We start from the raw sequence: 14,385 nt of genomic DNA, 5'->3' as shown, positions 1-14,385 counted from the left end.
TGGATGAAAAACCAACGGATTCGTATTCGTTTGAAGGCTTTTGATTATAATGTGATTGACCATTCTACACGAGAAATTGTAGAAACGGCAAAACGTACCGGTGCCTTAGTTAAGGGACCTGTTCCGCTGCCAACGAAGTTTGAATGCTTCAATATTCTTCGTTCGCCACATGTCAATAAAACTTCACGTGATCAGCTAGAGATTCGTACACATCTGAGGTTGATGGATATTATTGATCCAACAGACAAAACAGTAGATGCATTAATGAAATTGGATTTGCCTGCGGGTGTGGATGCAGAAATTAGATTGCAGTAATGTAGGAGTTATCGGCTATTGGGCTTGCAAGTTAGGTTGTAGCCATAGTAGAATAACAGGTTCACTTTTGAATAAGTGAACATACTACTTTAGTATGTGAAACATTGCAGTTGAGGATGAGTGAAATGGGTCTTGGGCTTATCGGTTGCAAAGTAGGGATGACGCGCATCTTCACTGATGAGGGCGTTGCTGTTCCTGTCACAGTGTTAGATATGTCAACAAACCGCATTGCACAAATTAAGTCTACAAAGCCCGATGGTTATACAGCTATCCAAATGGCTTATGGTATAAGGAAGGTGAACCGGTTGACGCGTTCTTGTGCAGGACATTTTGCCAAGGCAGGTATTGAAGCGGCGCGCGTTCTGCATGAATTTCTTGTGCCGAGTGAAATGCTTGCCGATGCTAAATTGGGTGATGTGATGAACGTTGACTTGTTCAAAGCGCATCAATGGGTTGATGCAACAGGGATTTCTAAAGGCAAAGGATTTTCTGGGGTCATTAAACGTCATCATTTTTCATCTAATCGTGCATCACATGGCAATTCGGTTTCACATCGTTCACCGGGCTCTATTGGTCAAAACCAAGATCCTGGTCGTGTTTTCCCCGGTAAACGTATGGCTGGTCAATTAGGCAATGTTCAGCGTACTGTACAACGGTTAAAAATTGTGAAAATTGATCAAGAGCGTCAATTGTTATTTTTGAAAGGGTCAGTGCCTGGGTCTACTGGTTCCCAAGTCATTATATGTCCCAGCGTTAAAGAGGCAAAATGATGGAGTTGACGGTTATTAACCAACAGGGTGAAAAAGTTGAGCCTATCGAGGTTTCTGATGCGCTTTTTAAGCGCCCTTATAACGCTACCTTGGTTCACCAACTCATCACTGCTTTTTTAGCTAACGCCAGATTCGCAAATCTTGCACAGCTGACACGCGCTGAAGTTAAGCATAGCACACGTAAACCATGGCGTCAGAAAGGAACTGGTCGTGCGCGTGCTGGAATGTCCTCTTCCCCGATATGGAGGGGTGGTGGCCGTGCTTTCCCTAGTAGCTCGTTGGAGAATTTTTCGCAAAAAGTGAATCGGAAGGTTTATCGGGCAGGTATGGCAACTATCTTATCTAAATTAGTTCAAGATGGGCGTTTACAGGTCATCGATCAATTGGTTGTTGCATCTTCCAAAACAAAAGATTTTGTAGCGTTATTGGATAAATTAGATAGAAGTAAAGAGATACTTTGTATTACCAAAGAGATGGATGAGAATTTATACCGTTCTTCTCGTAATTTGCGCAGTGCCTTGGTAATGGATGCGATCTATACTGATCCTTACAGTTTGATACGTTTTAAGCGAGTTTTTATTACGCTAGATGCCGTTCAATATTTTGAAAAGCAATGGTCATGAAGCAGGAACGTCTCATTCAAATAATTTTTGCGCCAGTAATTTCTGAAAAAAGTACGTTGGTGACTAATAAATATCAACAGTCTATTTTTCGTGTTGCGCCCGATGCAACAAAATTAGAAATTAAGGCGGCCATTGAACTATTGTTTAATGTCAAAGTACGGTGTGTCAGTGTTGTGAATATTGATGGGAAACGTAAGCGATTTGGGCGCGTTTTTGGTTATCGCAAGAGTTGGAAGAAGGCCTATATAAGTTTGATGCCTGGCCAAACTATTGACGCAATGGGTTCGGTTAAGGCGAATTAAGGAAAGTACATGGCAGTTGTTAAGACAAAGCCCACATCAGCAGGGCGGCGCGGTTTGATCAAGGTAATATCCTCGGATCTATACAAGGGTTCGCCTTGTGCGTGCTTGCTTGAAAAGAAAGTTTCCCGTGCTGGTCGCAATAATGATGGCCGTATTACCACTCGTCACAAAGGAGGCGGTCATAAACAGCGCTACCGTATCATTGATTTTCGACGCAACAAAGACGGATTAGCCGCAAGAGTTGATCGCATTGAATATGATCCAAATCGTACGGCACATATTGCCTTGCTCTGTTACGAAGATGGCGAGAAAAGATATATTATCGCTCCCCGACAAGTTGTGGTAGGCGCTACTTTATTTTCCGGTGAGGAAGTACCAATCAAGCCTGGTAATGTGTTACCTATCCGTAATATTCCAGTGGGTACGACAATTCATTGTATTGAATTAAATCCAGGGCAAGGCGCTAAGTTGGCGCGTTCTGCGGGGGCTTCGGTAATGTTGTTAGCGCGCGAAGGTATCTATGCGCAATTGCGTCTTCGTTCTGGAGAAATTCGCAAAGTACATGCTGATTGTCGTGCTACGATTGGTGAGGTTGGGCATGAAGAACATGGGTTACGCAAAATTGGTAAAGCAGGTGCGAAACGTTGGCTAGGTATTAGGCCTACTGTCAGAGGTGTGGCGATGAATCCTATTGATCACCCGCACGGTGGAGGGGAAGGTCGAACAGGAACAGGGCGCGTGCCAGTGAGCCCGTGGGGGCAACCCACAAAGGGATATCGTACACGTCGTAATAAGCGTACTGATAACATGATTATTCGTCGCCGGAATTTGGATAAGGGGTAATTGATAGCTATGGCGCGCTCGCAAAAAAAAGGTCCATTTGTTGACTTGCACTTATTAAAAAAAATTGACACAGCAAGGGCGACGAATGATAGGAGACCCATCAAAACGTGGTCTCGGCGTTCGACAGTATTGCCGGATTTTGTAGGTTTAACCGTGGCGGTACACAATGGGCGTGCCCATGTTCCTATTTATGTGTCGGAGAGCATGGTGGGGCATAAATTAGGCGAATTTGCTTTAACGAGGAGTTTTAAGGGTCATACGGGCGACAAAAAAGCAAAGAAGAATGGGTGACGCATGAAAGTTTCTGCACAGCTTAACAATGTACGTTTGTCTGCACAAAAATGTAGGCTGATGGCTGATTTGGTTCGCGGTAAAGCGATTGGTCAGGCACTGAGCATTTTAGCTTTTAGTCCAAAAAAGGCAGCTCAGTTGATTAAGAAAGTATTGGACTCTGCAATAGCTAATGCGGAGCATAATGAGAGTGCTGACATTGATAAATTAAGCATTACAACGATTTATATCAATAAAGGCCGTAGCCTTAAGCGTTTTATGGCGCGCGCTAAGGGACGCGGCAATCGTATTGAGAAACAAACATGCCATATCACACTAACGGTGGGTGATGAGGGGATCATGCATGGGCCAAAAAGTTAATCCGGTCGGTTTTCGTTTAGTAATGAACAAAAATTGGTCTTCTCGCTGGTTTGCAAGTGGTCGCAATTTTGCTGAGAAACTGCGGCAAGATATTGCTGTGCGTAACTTTTTGAAGAAGAAATTGGCCAATGCAGCAGTTGGACGTATTGTGATCGAAAGGCCAGCAAAATCGGCTCGTGTGACCGTCTATAGCGCAAAGCCTGGTATGGTGATTGGTAAAAAGGGTGAAGATATTGAGATATTGAAGCAGGCACTGCAGAGTCGCTTAGGTGTACCTGTACATGTTAGCATTGAAGAGGTACGTAGGCCGGAACTGGATGCTCAGATGATTGCAGAAAATATCGCTACTCAGTTGGAAAAACGTATTCTCTTTCGTCGTGCCATGAAACGGGCGATGCAAAATGCGATGCGTTTAGGTGCACAAGGCATAAAAATTATGAGCTCCGGTCGCCTTAATGGTGTGGATATTGCAAGAAGCGAATGGTATCGTGAGGGTCGTGTTCCTTTGCATACACTGCGCGCAAATGTAGATTATGCTTTCTCTGAAGCACATACCACTTACGGCGTGATCGGAGTGAAGGTATGGGTATATCGGGGTGAATCTGCTATAAGCAAAGAGTCGCCATCGTATTTACCAGCAGAAAAAAGCAATAAAAAAGTAGGTGAGCGCCATGTTGCAGCCGGCTAAAATGAAATATCGGAAGCAACAAAAGGGTCGCAATACAGGTATTGCGGTGCGAGGTAATAAGGTTAATTTTGGAGAATATGGCCTTAAGGCTGTTGAGCGAGGTCGTTTGACAGCACGTCAAATTGAGGCCGCACGTCGTGCTATGACACGATATATTAAGCGGGGCGGGCGTGTGTGGATACGTGTTTTTCCTGATAAGCCAATTTCATCTAAACCGGCAGAAGTGCGGATGGGCAATGGAAAGGGTTCTACCGAATTTTTTGTTGCCGTTGTTCAACCTGGTAAAGTATTGTACGAGATGGATGGGGTAGATGAAACGTTGGCACGTGAAGCATTTCGTTTAGCTGCAGCAAAATTACCTCTTGGTACAACTTTTGTAATAAGACAGATGGGGCAGTAGATGAAAGGTACCGAACTGGCTGCTAAAACTGAACAAGAACTTCGTGCCGAGTTGGTTACGCTGTTAAAGGCACAATTTTCACTGCGTATGCAGCGTGCAACGCAACAATTAACCAAGAATAGCGAAATTAAAAAAGTGCGTCGGGATATTGCGAGGATACGCACAATTTTAGGACAAAAGGTTGCTAAAAATGAGCGAAGCTAAGAGGCAGCGCACACTTGCTGGTCAAGTTGTCAGTGATAAAATGCATAAAACGATCACTGTTTTGGTTGAACGCAAGGTTAAACATCCTGTGTATGATAAGGTGATCAGACGTTCTAAGAAGTTTCATGTACATGATGAAAACAATGCTTTTCATGAGGGGGACTTGGTGATTATCCGCGAATCCAAACCATTTTCTAAAACAAAAGCGTGGATAGTGGATAGCTTAATTGAGAAGGCAAGGTAGATAACGATGATCCAGATGCAAACAGTGCTAAATGTGGCGGATAATACAGGTGCTAAGGCGGTAATGTGCATCAAGGTGCTCGGTGGTTCAAAGCGTCGCTATGCATCAGTGGGTGATATTATAAAAGTTAGCGTTAAAGAAGCAGCGCCCCATGGTCGCGTTAAAAAAGGAGAGATTTATAATGCTGTGGTGGTGCGTACAGCAAAAGGTGTAAGGCGTCCAGATGGATCGCTCATTAAGTTTGATAATAACGCGGCTGTGCTGCTAAATAGTAAGTTAGAGCCTGTAGGTTCGCGTATTTTTGGTCCTGTTACGAGAGAGTTACGCACGGAGCGCTTCATGAAGATTGTGTCTCTTGCGCCGGAAGTATTGTAAAGGAAAGATGGTTATGCGGAAAATTAAAAAAAATGATGAAGTAATCGTTATTTGCGGTCGTGATAAAGGTCGGCGCGGTGTTGTACAAAAATTAGCGGGTGATCGGTTAATTGTAGAAGGAATTAATCGGGTAAAAAAACATCAAAAGCCAAACCCTTCGAAAGGTATAACAGGTGGGATTGTTGAAAAGAGTATGCCTATTCATATTTCTAATATCGCAATTTTCAATCCTATAACAAAAAAAGCAGATCGAGTTGGCTTTAAATTGACTGGGTCGGACGAGAAAAAAGTTCGTATTTTTAAGTCGAACGGCGAATTTATTGGTGCATAAAGGGTTATACAACATGGTACGCTTGAAAGAGTTATATATCAAAACTATTTTGCCAACATTGCAGGCACAGTTTGCGTATCAATCGGTGATGGAAGTGCCTAGATTAGAGAAAATTGTTTTAAATATGGGAGTCGGTAAAGCGGTTACCGATAAAAAAATTATTGAACGTGCGGTAGGTGATTTGCAAAGCATATCTGGTCAAAAACCCATCGTTACAGTGGCACGTAAGTCCATTGCAGCATTTAAAATTCGAGATGGCTACCCTATTGGGTGCAAGGTTACTTTACGCAAGCAACGCATGTATGAATTTTTAGATCGCCTTATTACGATTGCTTTACCCCGTATGCGAGATTTTCGTGGTTTATCATTACGTGGATTTGATGGACGGGGCAATTACAATATGGGTATTAGCGAACAGATCATTTTTCCTGAGATTGATTATGACAAAGTGGATGTATTAAGAGGGATGAATATTACGATTGTTACAACAGCAAAATCTAACGAAGAGGCTAAAGCTTTGTTATCGCTGTTTAATTTTCCGTTGAAAGGTTAAGAGATATTCATGGCGAAATTAGCGCTTGTTAACCGAGAATTGAAACGCACTAGGACGGTTGCAAAATATGCAGCAAAGCGTGCGCAATTACAGAAAGTCATTCGAGATGTTTCGTTGTCTTTGGAAGAACGCTTTGCGGCGCGTCTAGCATTACAGGCGCTGCCCCGTAATGCGAGTCCTGTCAGACAACGTAGGCGGTGCGCGATTACAGGCCGTCCGCGCGGTGTATTTCGTAAGTTTGGTTTAGGGAGAACTAAAATACGAGAGATTGCGATGCGTGGCGAAATACCCGGTGTAGTTAAAGCTAGCTGGTAATAGGAGAAAAATTTTGAGTATGCAAGATCCGATTGCGGACATGTTAACGCGCATTCGTAATGCGCAGTCTGCAGCAAGACAATCTGTTGAGATGCCGAGCTCAAAAATAAAACGAGCTGTTGCACAGGTGCTGAAAGACGAGGGTTATATTGAAGATTTTGTTGTGACTGAACAGCAAAACAAAAGGCAGTTGACTGTGCAACTAAAATATCATGCTGGTCAGCCAGTGATTGCGAGTATTGATCGTGTATCGCGCCCAGGACTACGTGTTTATAAGGGAGCTGCTGATTTACCAAAGGTCATGAATGGCTTAGGTATTGCGGTTGTTTCAACCTCCGATGGAGTGATGGCCGATCGGGTTGCTCGCCAAAAAGGGATTGGTGGAGAACTACTTTGCATAGTAGCCTAGGGAGATCGTGAATGTCGCGCATTGCTAAAAATCCTATTGTGATACCAGATGGTGTGGAGGTATGTATTACGGGGGTAAAAGCGACTGTCAAGCATGCCACACAATTTTTGCAGATGACTTTGCGTGATGAGGTTCAAGTCACGCAGGAGGCTAACGAATTAATGTGTTCTCCGAAGGATAGCAGCCAATTTGCGCATGCTATGTCTGGTACAACACGTGCTTTACTGCAAAATATGATTATTGGTGTCACGCAGGGTTTTGAAAAGAAATTGCAGCTTGTGGGCGTTGGATATCGAGCACAAATACAAGGTGATACGTTAAATTTGGCGTTGGGTTTTTCGCATCCCATTACCTATTTGGTACCTCATGGCGTGTCTGTTGCGACACCTTCTCAAACTGAGATTACGATCAAAGGTGCTAGCAAACAGCAAGTTGGTCAAGTGGCTGCCAAAATACGTGCATACCGGCCACCAGAGCCTTATAAAGGGAAAGGCGTACGTTATGCAGACGAGAAGATCGTTTTAAAAGAAACTAAAAAGAAATAGGTTAAACTAGACTAGTATGGATAAGAAATCTGCAAGGTTGCGTCGTGCGAGAAAAGCGCGATTAAAGATAGCACGTTGTCATATAGCTAGAATGTCTGTACATCGGACAAATTCACATATTTATGTGCAAATTTTTAGCGAGCAGGATGGACATGTACTGGCTAGCGCTTCAACACTGGAAAAATCAGTGCGTGCACAGATGAAGTTTGGTCACACGGTATCTGCTGCAGCGTTAATTGGTCAACGCATTGCACAAAAAGCACAGTCTGCTGGCGTTATGAAAGTAGCATTTGATCGCTCAGGTTTTTTGTATCACGGCCGCGTTAAAGCATTAGCTGAGGCTGCTCGTGAACATGGCATGTTATTTTAACCAGGACTTTTAGTATGGCAAAGCATGAAACAGAGAGAAGAGGCGATGGATTGATTGAGAAAATGGTCAGCGTGAATCGCGTAACCAAAGTGGTTAAGGGCGGTCGTATTATGGCTTTTTCTGTGCTTGCTGTGGTGGGTAATGGCAATGGTAGTATCGGTATGGGTAAAGGCAAGGCTAAAGAGGTGCCTGTAGCGGCACAAAAAGCGATGGAGCAAGCTAGGCGCAATATGTTGAAAATACCATTGAATCACGGCACGCTTTATCATGCGGTGATTGGTAAGCATGGCGCAACGGCTGTGATGATGCAGCCAGCGAAGGGTGGAAGCGGGATTAAAGCTGGCGGACCAATGCGAATTGTTTGTGATGCTATGGGGGTGCGTAATATTTCTGCAAAAGTGCATGGCTCTACTAACCCGTATAATATCGTCAGGGCAACCCTCAATGCACTAAGTAAGATATATACACCTGCTCAGGTAGCTTCAAAGCGTGGTTTAACAGTGCCAGCCATGTTGGGGGAAGAGCGTGCCTAAAAAAAAGACAATTAAGGTAACATTGGTGAAGAGTTTGATTGGGCGCATGCAATCACATCGAGCATGTGTAAGATGTTTAGGATTGCGTCGATTGCATCATACGGTGGATGTGTTGGATTCTCCTGAAAATCGTGGTCTGATTAAAAAAGTGAGCTATCTTCTCAAGAGTGAGGGTTAAGATGTTTTTGAATACAGTGCGATCTAATAATCAAGCCAAACACGCAAAACGACGCGTTGGTCGTGGCATGGGTAGTGGTCTAGGCAAGACTTGTGGTCGTGGTCATAAGGGCCAAAAAAGTCGTGCTGGTGGATTTCATAAAGTTGGTTTTGAGGGAGGTCAGATGCCCTTACAGCGTCGTTTACCCAAAAGAGGTTTTAAATCACTATTTGGTTATAAGACTGTGGAAGTAAGTTTAGCCGCCTTAGATCGTATTGCAGCTGATGAAAATACAGTTGATTTATTAATCTTGAAACGCTGCGGCATTATTCCAATGTTTGCTGAGCGTGCTAAAGTGATCTTATCGTGTAAAATAACGCGCGCGCTTACTTTACGAGGAGTGTTGGTGTCAGCTGGTGCACGTGCAGCAATTGAGGCTGCAGGTGGTACTGTAACAGAATAGGATGATTCAGCGTGGTTAATGTTGCAACAGGGACAGACAAATACCAAGATTTACGCCATCGGTTACTATTTCTGATTGGTGCTTTAGTCGTTTATCGTATCGGCGCACATATTCCTGTGCCTGGGATTGATCCGATGGCTGTTGCGAGTTGGCTAAAGCTTCAACAATCCGGTATTTTTGAAATGCTCAATATGTTTTCAGGTGGAGCGATTTCGCGATCCTCTATTTTTGCAATCGGTATTATGCCTTATATCTCAGCTTCTATCGTGATGCAATTGGTTGCTGAAATGGTACCCAACCTTAAGCAACTTAAAAAAGAAGGAGAGGCCGGTCGCCGAAAAATTACCCAATACACGCGTTATGGCACAGTGTTTCTTGCGAGCTTACAAAGCTTTGCTATTGCGATAGCGCTTTTTAAGCAACCGGGTTTTGTTGTGATGCCTAAATGGGAGTTTTATGTAACGACTGTGGTATGCCTAGTGACAGGTACGATGTTTCTAATGTGGTTAGGCGAACAGATTACGGAGCGCGGTTTGGGGAACGGGATTTCACTGATCATTTGTGCGGGTATTGCATCAGGCGTGCCTCCTGCAATGCTTCAAACTTTGTCGTTAGTGGGTATGGGTTTAAATCCACTCATTGCGATGTTGTTGTTTCTTATCGTGATATCTGTTACCTATCTTGTTGTATTTTTTGAAAGTGCACAACGCAAGGTGTTAGTCAATTATGCCAAGCGACAGATTGGTAATCGAGTGATGCAAGGTCAAAGCACACACATAGCGCTGAAGATTAATATGTCAGGTGTTATTCCGCCTATTTTCGCTTCTAGCATCATTTTGTTTCCGATGACGATGATGGAGTGGTTTGGCGGTTCACTACCTACGGATAGCGCATTAAAGCGGTTTAGCCATATTTTGTATCCAGGGCAACTCCCTTATGTGCTGATCTATGCGGCAGCTATTGTCTTTTTTTGCTATTTTTATACAGCCTTGGTCTTTAGTCCGAAAGAAATGGCGGATAACCTTAAAAAAAGCGATGCTTTTGTGCCAGGCATTCGACCTGGTGAACAAACATCCCGATATTTGGAAAATGTTTTGCTGCGTTTGACCTTAATCGGCTCAGTTTATGTTACTGCTATTTGTTTATTGCCAGAATTTCTACGTTTGAAGTGGAGTTTGCCGTTTACTTTCGGAGGCACATCCCTATTAATCATAGTTGTGGTTGCGATGGACTTTAAGTCCCAGATTCAATCATATATGTTTTCGCATCAGTATGAAAGTTTACTAAAAAAAGCCAATTTTAAGATGGGCGTTTCATCTCGTTAGTTGAATATTGATCGTAATTATATGGCAAAAGAAGATACGATTCAGATGCAAGGTGAGGTACTAGAAACGCTGCCCAATGCGATGTTTCGGGTTAAACTTGAAAATGATCATGTAGTACTTGGTCATATTTCTGGCAAGATTAGAATGCATTATATTCGTATCTTGCCTGGCGACAAGGTAACGGTAGAGTTAACGCCTTATGATTTAAGTAAAGCGAGAATCATATTTCGTGCTAAATAATGCAATATTAGGATAGATGGAGATAAAAAAATGCGTGTTCAACCTTCAGTTAAAAAAATATGTCGTCACTGCAAGATTGTACGACGTCTTCGGGTTGTTCGTGTAATCTGTACTAATCCTAGGCATAAGCAAAGGCAGGGATAGTGCATATTTTCAATAGATACTTTGTGGTGATGATCAACTGAAGGTTTGGGGAATTGATACATGGCTCGTATTGCTGGCATTAACATACCTAATCATGCTCATGTAGTGATTGGTTTGCAGGCTATCTTTGGCATCGGTGCTTCTTTGGCGCGCACTGTTTGTAACGCAGTGAATGTTAATCCTGCAACTAAAGTAAAGGATTTAACAGATGCTGAGATGGATGCATTGCGTGATCAAGTAACAAAGCATACCGTTGAAGGAGATTTACGTCGCGAAGTGGCGATGAATATCAAGCGGCTGATTGATATCGGTAGCTATCGTGGTGTACGCCATCGTCGCGGATTGCCTTGTCGTGGTCAGCGTACGCGTACGAATGCTCGAACCTGCAAGGGTCCTATCCACAAAACAGCTAGCAAAAAGTAACTTAGGGATTAACGCATAAATGGTTAAAGCAAATACGGCGGTTCGTACTCGTAAGCGAGTACGCAGAAATGTTAGTGAAGCAGTTGCCTATGTACATGCTTCATTTAACAATACCATCATTACCATTGCCGATAGACAGGGGAATACCTTGGCTTGGGCAACAGCAGGAGGTGCCGGATTTAAAGGATCACGCAAGAGCACACCCTTTGCTGCACAGGTTGCTGCTGAGCAGGCTGGTAAATTAGCGCAAGAATATGGTGTCAAAAATCTTGATGTATACATCAAAGGACCGGGGCCGGGTCGCGACTCTTCGGTTCGTTCACTTAATGCATTGGGATTTAAAATTATCAGTATTTCTGATATAACTCCTGTCCCGCATAATGGCTGTCGTCCGCCTAAGAAACGTCGAATTTAATTTGGAGAGCATTGCTATGGCGCGCTATATTGGTCCAAAGTGTAAACTGTCTCGCAGAGAAGGAACGGATTTATTTTTGAAGAGTGCCCGGCGTTCCATTGAATCAAAATGTAAAATTGACAGTGTACCTGGACAGCATGGCAAGGCACATGCGCGTTTGTCAGATTACGGCACACAGCTTCGAGAAAAACAAAAAATTCGTCGTCTTTATAGTGTACTTGAGCGTCAATTTAGGCGGTATTTTGCCGAAGCGATGCGTCGTAAGGGATCAACGGGCGAGAATTTATTACAGTTGCTAGAGACGCGTTTGGATAACGTAGTCTATCGGATGGGTTTTGGGTCAACGCGTGCGGAATCCCGTCAATTAGTCAGCCACTGTGCTATTGCTGTAAATGGCAAGGTTGTGAATATTCCCTCCTATGCTGTGCAATTAGGGGATGTTATTGCAGTACGTGAAAAAGCTAAGAAACAGACGCGTATTCAAGAAGCTTTATCGCTTAATGCCCAGTCTGGTGTGTCAGCCTGGGTGGAAGTTGATGAGACAAAAATGGAAGGTATACTCAAAAGTCTGCCGGAGCGTGCTGATTTATCAAGCGATATCAATGAACAGCTTGTGGTTGAGTTTTACTCTAAATAAGCATTAGGCCAAGGAAAGCATTATGCCAAATAGTCCGCTGGAATTTTTAAAACCCCGATCTGTTGATGTCAAACCCATTTCGCCTACTCAAGCACGGGTGGTCATGGAACCATTCGAAAGAGGCTATGCGCACACGCTGGGTAATGCTTTGCGGCGTATCTTATTATCTTCTATGCCTGGTTTTGCACCAACGGAAGTGACTATTGAAGGTGTGCTTCACGAGTATTCAACATTGGATGGGGTGCAAGAAGATGTAGTGGATATTTTGCTGAACCTTAAGGGTGCAGTCTTTCGTTTACATGGACGTGACAGCGTCATGCTGCAGTTGGCTAAATCTGGTGAGGGTGCAGTTTGTGTGCGTGATGTTATCCTACCTCACGATGTTGAGGCGATTCATCCTGATCATGTGATTTGTCATCTTGCGTCGGGTGGTAAAATTAATATGGAGTTTAAGGTAGAAAGCGGCAGAGGTTACCAACCAGTGACAACGCGCCTGAATCGCGAAGATAGCCATGCCATCGGTGTGATTCACATCGACGCTTCATTTTCGCCTATTAGACGCGTGAGTTTCAATGTAGAATCGGCTCGTGTAGAACAGCGCACCGATTTGGATTGCTTGATATTAGATATCGAGACTAATGGAGCTATTGATGCCGAAGAAGCGGTGCGTGTTGCTGCTAAAATTCTGATTGATCAACTTTCTATTTTTGCTGATTTGCAAAGCACAGTGGTGGAGGAAACGGTTGAGCAAGTACCACAGGTCGATCCAATTTTCCTTAGTTCAGTGGATGATTTGGAATTGACAGTGCGTTCGGCAAATTGTCTGAAAACGCAGAATATTTACTATATTGGCGAACTGGTGCAGCGTACCGATGCTGATTTGCTTAAGACACCGAATTTAGGTAGAAAGTCTTTGGATGAAATTAAAGCTGCTTTGACTGCAAAGGGCTTGGTATTAGGTATGGTGTTGGAGAACTGGCCACCAGCTGCTTTCGAGAAACTTTAAACGCAATAGCTTTTGCAACTTGTGATAAGAGGGAATTATGCGGCACTGTTTTGGTAATCGTAAGTTTAATCGTCCAACTGGACATCGATTGGCGATGTTGCGCAATATCGTTAATTCATTGTTGCGCCACGAACGCATTGTGACAACTTTACCCAAAGCGAAGGCTTTACGACCTATTGTGGAACCCCTCATTACATTGGGTAAAACGGCTTCCTTAGCTAATCGCCGATTGGCTTTTAATCGGACAAGGGATCGCGACATTGTAGTCAAGTTATTCGGTGATCTTGGGCCACGCTTCCAAAATCGTGCGGGTGGTTACTTGTCTATTTTAAAATATGGTTTTCGACAAGGTGATAATGCGCCGCTTGCGTTGGTATCGTTAGTGGAAACGATACCAGCTGAAGTAGAGCAGGCAAAAAAAGACACGGTTGTAGACGCGTAATCATTGGTGTGACAGTACATCCTATGAAGTTTGATGTGGTTAATGTACCCATTAACGCAGCAGTGGATGTTTTCGAGGGCGCAACATCTTCCGTGACACAGGCTCTACCTCGTGGCACCCAATGCATCTTATAAGCCTATAATGGCAGGATCTGCTTTAGTGATCATTTTCCGCTTTTTTTGAAAAAACTGCACCAGTTGCTTGGTGCAGCGTGCCGTATCTACGTTCCCAAATACACTTGTGTGCACATTTAATTGAGGGTTTGCAAAAATATCTATTACACTGCCCGCTACACCACATTTTGGTTCATAGGTACCAAAAATAAGCCGTCTTATGCGTGCTTGTGTGATAGCTCCTGCACACATCAGACATGGCTCCAGTGTGGTATACATGTCACAATCAACTAGACGATAATTATGCAGTAAAATTGCCGCATTTTGTAGCGCTATTATTTCAGCGTGTGCAAAAGGGCTGTTGCGACTAATTGGTGTATTGTATCCTTGCCCGATAATCCGTTGATTTTTGACCACTACAGCCCCTACTGGTACTTCTCCCATCGCTTCAGCTTGGCAGGCTAATTGGTAAGCGGCATCCATAAAAAAAGCTATATCTTGCTTAGATGGTGGAGCTATTTTAACTACCGAATTTTTTTTGCAAGACAT

The 14,385-nt window shown here is 43.6% G+C and carries 30 protein-coding genes; 29 read left to right on the top strand and 1 reads right to left on the bottom strand.

What is annotated here, in order from left to right:
• The first annotated feature begins 3 nt into the window (after positions 1-3).
• From rpsJ to rplQ, 29 genes are all read left to right on the top strand, one after another.
• A complete protein-coding gene (gene rpsJ, locus IPK86_03865; protein QQS16559.1) occupies positions 4-315 on the top strand; it encodes a 30S ribosomal protein S10 in 312 nt (103 codons plus the stop codon).
• A 125-nt stretch (positions 316-440) separates the two neighbouring features.
• A complete protein-coding gene (rplC, locus tag IPK86_03860; protein QQS16558.1) occupies positions 441-1,085 on the top strand; it encodes a 50S ribosomal protein L3 in 645 nt (214 codons plus the stop codon).
• Positions 1,085-1,708 (top strand): 50S ribosomal protein L4, encoded by a 624-nt coding sequence (rplD, locus tag IPK86_03855; protein QQS17071.1) that lies wholly within the window; start codon positions 1,085-1,087, stop codon positions 1,706-1,708. Before rplC ends, rplD begins: the two co-directional genes overlap by 1 nt.
• Positions 1,705-2,010, top strand: a complete 306-nt coding sequence (gene rplW, locus IPK86_03850) for a 50S ribosomal protein L23 (protein QQS16557.1) — start codon at positions 1,705-1,707, stop codon at positions 2,008-2,010. The genes rplD and rplW overlap by 4 nt, the downstream gene beginning before the upstream one ends.
• A gap of 9 nt (positions 2,011-2,019) precedes the next feature.
• Positions 2,020-2,853: a 50S ribosomal protein L2 gene (rplB, locus tag IPK86_03845; GenBank protein QQS16556.1), complete on the top strand. Its 834-nt coding sequence runs from the start codon at positions 2,020-2,022 to the stop codon at positions 2,851-2,853.
• 9 nt (positions 2,854-2,862) lie between these two features.
• Entirely contained in the window at positions 2,863-3,144 is a 282-nt protein-coding gene (gene rpsS, locus IPK86_03840) for a 30S ribosomal protein S19 (GenBank protein QQS16555.1), read from the top strand.
• Between the two features lie 3 nt (positions 3,145-3,147).
• Entirely contained in the window at positions 3,148-3,504 is a 357-nt protein-coding gene (gene rplV, locus IPK86_03835) for a 50S ribosomal protein L22 (GenBank protein ID QQS16554.1), read from the top strand.
• Positions 3,488-4,192, top strand: coding sequence for a 30S ribosomal protein S3 (gene rpsC, locus IPK86_03830; GenBank protein QQS16553.1), 705 nt, complete (start codon positions 3,488-3,490; stop codon positions 4,190-4,192). The genes rplV and rpsC overlap by 17 nt, the downstream gene beginning before the upstream one ends.
• A complete protein-coding gene (gene rplP, locus IPK86_03825; protein QQS16552.1) occupies positions 4,176-4,592 on the top strand; it encodes a 50S ribosomal protein L16 in 417 nt (138 codons plus the stop codon). The genes rpsC and rplP overlap by 17 nt, the downstream gene beginning before the upstream one ends.
• Positions 4,593-4,796, top strand: a complete 204-nt coding sequence (gene rpmC, locus IPK86_03820) for a 50S ribosomal protein L29 (protein ID QQS16551.1) — start codon at positions 4,593-4,595, stop codon at positions 4,794-4,796. It abuts the gene before it with no gap.
• The gene (rpsQ, locus tag IPK86_03815; GenBank protein ID QQS16550.1) at positions 4,783-5,040 is read left to right on the top strand and encodes a 30S ribosomal protein S17; all 258 of its coding nucleotides are present in this window, start codon (positions 4,783-4,785) and stop codon (positions 5,038-5,040) included. The genes rpmC and rpsQ overlap by 14 nt, the downstream gene beginning before the upstream one ends.
• A 6-nt stretch (positions 5,041-5,046) precedes the next feature.
• A complete protein-coding gene (rplN, locus tag IPK86_03810; protein ID QQS16549.1) occupies positions 5,047-5,415 on the top strand; it encodes a 50S ribosomal protein L14 in 369 nt (122 codons plus the stop codon).
• A 13-nt stretch (positions 5,416-5,428) separates the two neighbouring features.
• The gene (gene rplX / locus IPK86_03805; protein ID QQS16548.1) at positions 5,429-5,746 is read left to right on the top strand and encodes a 50S ribosomal protein L24; all 318 of its coding nucleotides are present in this window, start codon (positions 5,429-5,431) and stop codon (positions 5,744-5,746) included.
• 13 nt (positions 5,747-5,759) lie between these two features.
• Entirely contained in the window at positions 5,760-6,299 is a 540-nt protein-coding gene (gene rplE, locus IPK86_03800) for a 50S ribosomal protein L5 (protein ID QQS16547.1), read from the top strand.
• A gap of 9 nt (positions 6,300-6,308) precedes the next feature.
• Positions 6,309-6,614 carry a 30S ribosomal protein S14 gene (gene rpsN / locus IPK86_03795; protein ID QQS16546.1) on the top strand — a complete coding sequence of 102 codons (306 nt, stop codon included), beginning with the start codon at positions 6,309-6,311 and terminating at the stop codon, positions 6,612-6,614.
• Positions 6,615-6,627: 13 nt separating this feature from the next.
• Positions 6,628-7,023 (top strand): 30S ribosomal protein S8, encoded by a 396-nt coding sequence (gene rpsH, locus IPK86_03790; protein QQS16545.1) that lies wholly within the window; start codon positions 6,628-6,630, stop codon positions 7,021-7,023.
• Positions 7,024-7,034: 11 nt separating this feature from the next.
• Positions 7,035-7,568 (top strand): 50S ribosomal protein L6, encoded by a 534-nt coding sequence (gene rplF / locus IPK86_03785; protein ID QQS16544.1) that lies wholly within the window; start codon positions 7,035-7,037, stop codon positions 7,566-7,568.
• 16 nt (positions 7,569-7,584) lie between these two features.
• Entirely contained in the window at positions 7,585-7,938 is a 354-nt protein-coding gene (gene rplR / locus IPK86_03780; GenBank protein QQS16543.1) for a 50S ribosomal protein L18, read from the top strand.
• A 14-nt stretch (positions 7,939-7,952) separates the two neighbouring features.
• Positions 7,953-8,471: a 30S ribosomal protein S5 gene (gene rpsE, locus IPK86_03775; GenBank protein QQS16542.1), complete on the top strand. Its 519-nt coding sequence runs from the start codon at positions 7,953-7,955 to the stop codon at positions 8,469-8,471.
• A complete protein-coding gene (rpmD, locus tag IPK86_03770; protein QQS16541.1) occupies positions 8,464-8,649 on the top strand; it encodes a 50S ribosomal protein L30 in 186 nt (61 codons plus the stop codon). The genes rpsE and rpmD overlap by 8 nt, the downstream gene beginning before the upstream one ends.
• A gap of 1 nt (position 8,650) precedes the next feature.
• Positions 8,651-9,091 (top strand): 50S ribosomal protein L15, encoded by a 441-nt coding sequence (rplO, locus tag IPK86_03765; protein ID QQS16540.1) that lies wholly within the window; start codon positions 8,651-8,653, stop codon positions 9,089-9,091.
• 11 nt (positions 9,092-9,102) lie between these two features.
• A complete protein-coding gene (gene secY, locus IPK86_03760) occupies positions 9,103-10,416 on the top strand; it encodes a preprotein translocase subunit SecY (protein QQS16539.1) in 1,314 nt (437 codons plus the stop codon).
• A 21-nt stretch (positions 10,417-10,437) separates the two neighbouring features.
• The gene (infA, locus tag IPK86_03755; GenBank protein QQS16538.1) at positions 10,438-10,656 is read left to right on the top strand and encodes a translation initiation factor IF-1; all 219 of its coding nucleotides are present in this window, start codon (positions 10,438-10,440) and stop codon (positions 10,654-10,656) included.
• A gap of 30 nt (positions 10,657-10,686) precedes the next feature.
• A complete protein-coding gene (gene rpmJ, locus IPK86_03750) occupies positions 10,687-10,800 on the top strand; it encodes a 50S ribosomal protein L36 (protein QQS16537.1) in 114 nt (37 codons plus the stop codon).
• A gap of 60 nt (positions 10,801-10,860) precedes the next feature.
• Positions 10,861-11,223 carry a 30S ribosomal protein S13 gene (gene rpsM, locus IPK86_03745; protein ID QQS16536.1) on the top strand — a complete coding sequence of 121 codons (363 nt, stop codon included), beginning with the start codon at positions 10,861-10,863 and terminating at the stop codon, positions 11,221-11,223.
• 19 nt (positions 11,224-11,242) lie between these two features.
• Entirely contained in the window at positions 11,243-11,638 is a 396-nt protein-coding gene (gene rpsK, locus IPK86_03740) for a 30S ribosomal protein S11 (GenBank protein QQS16535.1), read from the top strand.
• Positions 11,639-11,654: 16 nt separating this feature from the next.
• Positions 11,655-12,275 carry a 30S ribosomal protein S4 gene (rpsD, locus tag IPK86_03735; protein ID QQS16534.1) on the top strand — a complete coding sequence of 207 codons (621 nt, stop codon included), beginning with the start codon at positions 11,655-11,657 and terminating at the stop codon, positions 12,273-12,275.
• A gap of 22 nt (positions 12,276-12,297) precedes the next feature.
• Complete coding sequence (gene rpoA / locus IPK86_03730) at positions 12,298-13,281, top strand: DNA-directed RNA polymerase subunit alpha (protein ID QQS16533.1); 984 nt, start codon at positions 12,298-12,300, stop codon at positions 13,279-13,281.
• A 37-nt stretch (positions 13,282-13,318) separates the two neighbouring features.
• Positions 13,319-13,723 carry a 50S ribosomal protein L17 gene (gene rplQ, locus IPK86_03725; GenBank protein ID QQS16532.1) on the top strand — a complete coding sequence of 135 codons (405 nt, stop codon included), beginning with the start codon at positions 13,319-13,321 and terminating at the stop codon, positions 13,721-13,723.
• Between the two features lie 128 nt (positions 13,724-13,851).
• Here the strand turns inward: rplQ and IPK86_03720 are convergent, their stop codons facing one another.
• Entirely contained in the window at positions 13,852-14,385 is a 534-nt protein-coding gene (locus tag IPK86_03720; GenBank protein QQS16531.1) for a nucleoside deaminase, read from the bottom strand.

It is taken from the genome of Neisseriales bacterium (assembly GCA_016699915.1).
Classification (GTDB): Bacteria; Pseudomonadota; Gammaproteobacteria; order Burkholderiales; family Q3-R57-64; genus Q3-R57-64.
This window is presented reverse-complemented; position numbering and strand designations above follow the sequence as displayed.